At 68.2% G+C, this 3,732-nt stretch carries 3 protein-coding genes; all 3 read right to left on the minus strand.

The window, feature by feature from the left end:
• Positions 1-139 precede the first annotated feature (139 nt).
• Genes ABZZ22_RS26840 through ABZZ22_RS26850 form a run of 3 tightly spaced genes read right to left on the minus strand, consistent with a single transcriptional unit; the run spans position 140 to position 3,607 of the window.
• Positions 140-1,759 (minus strand): glycoside hydrolase family 13 protein, encoded by a 1,620-nt coding sequence (locus ABZZ22_RS26840; RefSeq protein ID WP_354938575.1) that lies wholly within the window; start codon positions 1,757-1,759, stop codon positions 140-142.
• 14 nt (positions 1,760-1,773) lie between these two features.
• Positions 1,774-2,649 carry an ABC transporter permease subunit gene (locus ABZZ22_RS26845; protein WP_354938578.1) on the minus strand — a complete coding sequence of 292 codons (876 nt, stop codon included), beginning with the start codon at positions 2,647-2,649 and terminating at the stop codon, positions 1,774-1,776.
• On the minus strand, positions 2,633-3,607 hold the full coding sequence (locus ABZZ22_RS26850; RefSeq protein ID WP_354938581.1) for a sugar ABC transporter permease: 975 nt from the start codon (positions 3,605-3,607) through the stop codon (positions 2,633-2,635). The genes ABZZ22_RS26845 and ABZZ22_RS26850 overlap by 17 nt, the downstream gene beginning before the upstream one ends.
• Positions 3,608-3,732: the final 125 nt, after the last annotated feature.

Consider the following 3,732-nt stretch of genomic DNA (forward strand, 5'->3'; position numbering starts at 1 on the left):
AGCGCAGCACCGCTGTCCGCTGCCCGGCCGCGGTGGACAGGTCGGCCGAGCCCGAGCACAAAAGTAGAGATTCGTCGCCCACAACTACAGATTCGCTGTCCAAAACTGCGGACTCGGCTCGCCAAAGGTGCGGATTCGGCTAGAGCTCCCACCAGACGGTGGTGTCGCCGGGGACCTCGACCGTGTCAGCGGCCACCGCGACGGGCTCGTTGGAGAGGAGTACGCGGCCGGGGGCGGCGATGCGTACGGGCTCCTTGGTGGTGTTGACCGTGCAGGCGAAGCCGTCGCGCTCGAACCAGAGGACCCCGGCGGGGGCCTCGTCGTGCCAGGTGACCGCGTCGCCGGCGCCGAGGCCGGAGACCTCGCGACGGATGTTCAGCGCCGAGCGGTAGAGCTCCAGGGTCGATCCGGAAGTGCCGGTCTGGGCCTCGACACTGAGCTCGCCCCACGATGACGGCTGGGGGAGCCAGGAGCCGCCGTCACCGAAACCGTAGGAGGAGCCCGACCGGGTCCACGGAAGCGGCACGCGGCAGCCGTCGCGGAAGCCGTCCTGACCGCTGGCGCGGTGGAAGGACGGGTCCTGACGGACCTCGTCGGGCAGGTCGGTGACGTCGGGGAGGCCGAGCTCCTCGCCCTGGTATACGTACGCAGAGCCCGGAAGCGCCAGCATGAGCAGCGTCGCCGCGCGAGCACGCCGGAGTCCGAGCGAGCGGTCGCCCGGCGTACGGATCTGGGTGCCCGAACCCGGCGGGTTGGCGAACCGGGTGGCGTGCCGGGTGACGTCGTGGTTGGACAGCACCCAGGTCGCCGGGGCGCCGACCGGCCGCATCGCGTCGAGGGAGCTGTCGATGACCTTGCGCAGCGCCGAGGCGTCCCAGGCGGTGTCGAGGTACTCGAAGTTGAAGGCCTGGTGCAGCTCGTCGGGGCGTACGTAGTTGGCCGATCGCGCCACCGTGGGCGTCCACGCCTCGGCGACGAAGATCCGGTCCGGGTAGTCCGCCAGCACCCGCCGCCAGGTGCGGTAGATCTCGTGGACGCCGTCCTGGTCGAAGAACGGCATCACGTCGTTGCCGAGCAGGTGAAGCTGCTCCGCGTGGCCGATGGACGGCAGCCCCTCGGCCTTGACCAGACCGTGGGCGACGTCGATGCGGAAGCCGTCGATGCCGAGGTCGAGCCAGAACCGCAGGATGTCCAGGAACTCGGCGTGCACCTCGGGGGAGTTCCAGTTGAAGTCGGGCTGCTCGGGGGCGAAGAGGTGGAGATACCAGTCGCCGTCCGGCACCCGGGTCCAGGCGGGGCCGCCGAAGATCGAGTCCCAGTCGTTGGGCGGCTCCTCGCCGTTCTCGCCGCGCCCGGGCAGGAAGTGGTAGCGCGACCGCATCGGCGACCCCGGCCCCTCGGCCAGCGCCTGCTGGAACCAGACGTGCTGGTCGGAGGAGTGGTTGGGGACGATGTCGGCGATGATCTTCAGCCCGAGCTCGTGCGCCGAGGCGATCAGCGCGCGAGTGTCGTCGAGCGTCCCGTAGCGCGGGTCGACCGCGCGGTAGTCGGAGACGTCGTAGCCCCCGTCGGCCTGCGGCGAGGCGTAGAACGGGCTCAGCCAGACCGCATCCACCCCCAGGTCGCGGAGGTAGGGGAGCCTGGACCGGATCCCGGGAAGGTCACCGGTGCCGTCGCCGTCGCTGTCGGCGAAGCTGCGGGGGTAGACCTGGTAGATGACGGCGTCACGCCACCATTCGGTGCTCAGGGAGCTGTTCATGTTCGTGGGGCCTTTCAGCCTTTGACGCCGCCGGCGGTCAGACCGGTGACGACGTGCCTTTGGACGATGTAGAAGAAGATGGTCACGGGGATGGCGATGAGGACCGCAGTGGCAGCCATCAGGTTCCACTGTGCGTCATGCTCGCTGATGAAGCTCTGCAGCCCGACCGCGAAGGTGTACTTCGAGTCGTCGAGCAGGAACGTCGAGGCGAAGGCGACCTCGGCGAAAGCGGTGATGAACGCGTAGAACGCGGCGACGGCGAGGCCAGGTCGGGCCAGCGGCAGGATCAGCCGCCAGAACGTACCGAACGGGGTGAGCCCGTCGATCATGCCGGCCTCGTCGAGCTCGATCGGGATGGTGTCGAAGTAGCCCTTCAGCAACCACGAGCAGTAGGGGACGATCGTGGTGCAGTTGACCAGGATCAGGCCGAGGTGCGAGTCGACCAGGCGCAGCCGGGAGAAGATCTCGTACATCGGCACGATCAGCACCGCGATCGGGAACGCCTGCGTCAGCAGCAGGACCCACATCAGCGGCCGGTGGCCGGGGAACCGCATCCGGGAGACCGCGTAGCCGGTCGTCGCCGCCGACATCACGCCGAACAGGGTCGTGCCGCCCGCGACGACCATCGTCGACCACAGCCAGTCGAAGAAGGCGGTGTTGGTGAGGACGAACCAGTAGTTGTCGAACGTCGCCTTCGCGGCGATGCCGCCCGGGTGGAGGTAGTCGTCCTTGTCCGGTCCCAGGGACAGGTAGAGGAGCCAGATGATGGGGAACAGCGCGATCAGCGAGGCCACCGAGAGCGTCACGTGCGTGGCCACCCGGGCGACGGGGCCGAGTTCGCCGCGTCGCCGCTGCTTTCGGGGCGCGCTGGTGCTAGGCGAGCTGGTCATTGCGTTTCAACCACCGGTAGTAGAAGGACGTGAAGACGATCAGGATCGCGAGCAGCAGGACGCCGTACGCCGCCGACATGGCGAAGTCGCGAGGCTGCTGTCCGAACCCGAGTCGATAGGCCCAGGTGACCAGGATCTGCGCGTCCGGCGCGGTATTGCCGAAGAGCAGGAAGATGATCGCGAACTGGTTGAAGGTCCAGATCACCCCGAGCAGGACGACGGTCGAGCTCACCGAGGAGAGCCCCGGCAGCGTGACGTGGCGGAACCGCTGCCAGGCGCTGGCGCCGTCGATCTCGGCGGCCTCGTAGAGGTTCTCGTCGATGGACTGCAGCCCGCCGAGCAGGGAGAGCATCATGAACGGCACGCCGCACCAGGTGTTGACCATGATCGCGGCGACACGTTGCCAGGTCGGGTCCTCGAGCCAGCTCGGCTCGGCGAGGCCGATCGTGCCGATCATCGTGTTGATGACCCCCGCGTCGGCCAGCATGATCCGCCAGGCGAAGACGGTGACGAACGTCGGCACCGCCCACGGCAGGATCAGCAGCAGCCGGTACGCCACGCGTCCGCGCAGCCGCTGGTTGAGCATCATCGCCAGCCCGAGCCCGATCACGTAGTGCAGCACGACACAGGTGACGGTCCAGACGATCGTCCAGATGAAGTGGGACCAGAAGCGGTCGTACGCCGCCGGCCCCCACAGGATCTCGGCGTAGTTGCTCAGGCCGATGAACTCGTACGTCGCGTCGATCGTGTTGGCGCCGATCGTGCGTGCCGAGTTGAGGCTGTTGGCGTTGGTCAGGGTCAGGTAGAAGCCGCGGGCGAGCGGGTAGCCGACGAGCACGCCGAGGACGATCACGACGGGCGCGACCATCGCGTAGGCGTACCAGTAGCGGCGGTAGGAGTCTCGCGCGCGCTGGAAGGGGCGGGGCGCCCGCCGCCGAGACCGCGGGGATGTCGCCACTGAAGCGCTCTCAGCATGTCAACCGAACGTGCAGCTCGGGGTGTCGGCGCGCTCGGTCGCGCTGTGGCGCAAGGGTGGAGACGGAGCTATCTCGCTGCAGATCCAGCGGATCTTTGACACGGTCC

It is taken from the genome of Nocardioides sp. NPDC006273 (assembly GCF_040613495.1).
Classification (GTDB): Bacteria; Actinomycetota; Actinomycetes; order Propionibacteriales; family Nocardioidaceae; genus Nocardioides.